Below are 972 nucleotides of genomic sequence, written 5' to 3'. Positions count from 1 at the left end.
CATCCAGTAGAGCTCGTATCTCCTTTTCAATGCCTTCTCTAAAACGAGCATCCGTTATTTTTTCTACATCTTTCTTGATTCTATCGCGCAACTTTTGGATGTGACCTTTGAATACGTTCAATCTACGGTCCATTTGGGACATATTTGGCGGTTGGGCAGTAGGTTTCTGCCCTGCTTCACCAGAACTAGAATCTCGCGAATTTTTGGCTGCTTCCTTCTTTTCGATGGCCTCTAGCATCTTTTTGAATTCAGCTTGCTGCTTATCATCTTTTAATTTTGAAAGTTTAAGCAGTTTATTGCGCGACCAAAGGGGACTCGTAATAGCCGCTTCTTGTATGCCAGATGGGAGGCTATTGAGCTTGAGTATCTCAGAGATGGTACTTTCTGCCTTGCCCAATTGAACTGCAACGTTTTGTTGAGCTAAACCAGATGCATTGATGATATCCTGGATGGCTCGTGCTTCTTCCATGGGCAGAAGAGAATTGCGCTGCAAATTTTCGGTCAAAGCAATGACCCTGTAATTTCCAGATACAAACTGAGCTGGTAATTCTTCAAGACCAAGTTCAGATACCGCCTTGTATCTACGCTCACCGGAGACGATTATTTTTTTATCGCCATCAACCCGGTATAGAATCGGAGTAATAATTCCATTAACACTAATAGAGCCTTTCAACTCTTCAAGTTGCTGTTTATCAAAATAGCGCCGGGGCTGATTATTATCAGGGGATATCTCTGATATCTTGAGCATCTCAATCTTTGAGCTAACACCCACAGTGTTCTGGGGGACAGATTGAGCACTTGTCGATACCTTGGGCGGATCAAGAGACACAGTAACACCTCGTATTTTTTTACTATTTCACACTTCGGAACTCCGAAGTCACCAAAACAACCAATAAAGTCTGCGAGCAGGCCTTTTAATTAGCGTAGGGATGATTGACAAAAAAAGTCAACACAAACCAGGACCCCGATGTC

At 42.9% G+C, this 972-nt stretch carries 1 protein-coding gene; it reads right to left on the bottom strand.

Annotation, left to right across the window (positions count from 1 at the left end):
* On the bottom strand, positions 1-829 hold an 829-nt coding region (locus NE637_RS15295; RefSeq protein ID WP_256267790.1), incomplete at its 3' end, for a ParB/RepB/Spo0J family partition protein.
* Positions 830-972: the final 143 nt, after the last annotated feature.

The organism is Desulfovibrio desulfuricans (assembly GCF_024460775.1).
GTDB lineage: Bacteria > Desulfobacterota > Desulfovibrionia > Desulfovibrionales > Desulfovibrionaceae > Desulfovibrio > Desulfovibrio desulfuricans_E.
Note: the sequence above shows the minus strand (reverse complement) of the source record. Positions and strands in the feature narration are given on the sequence as shown.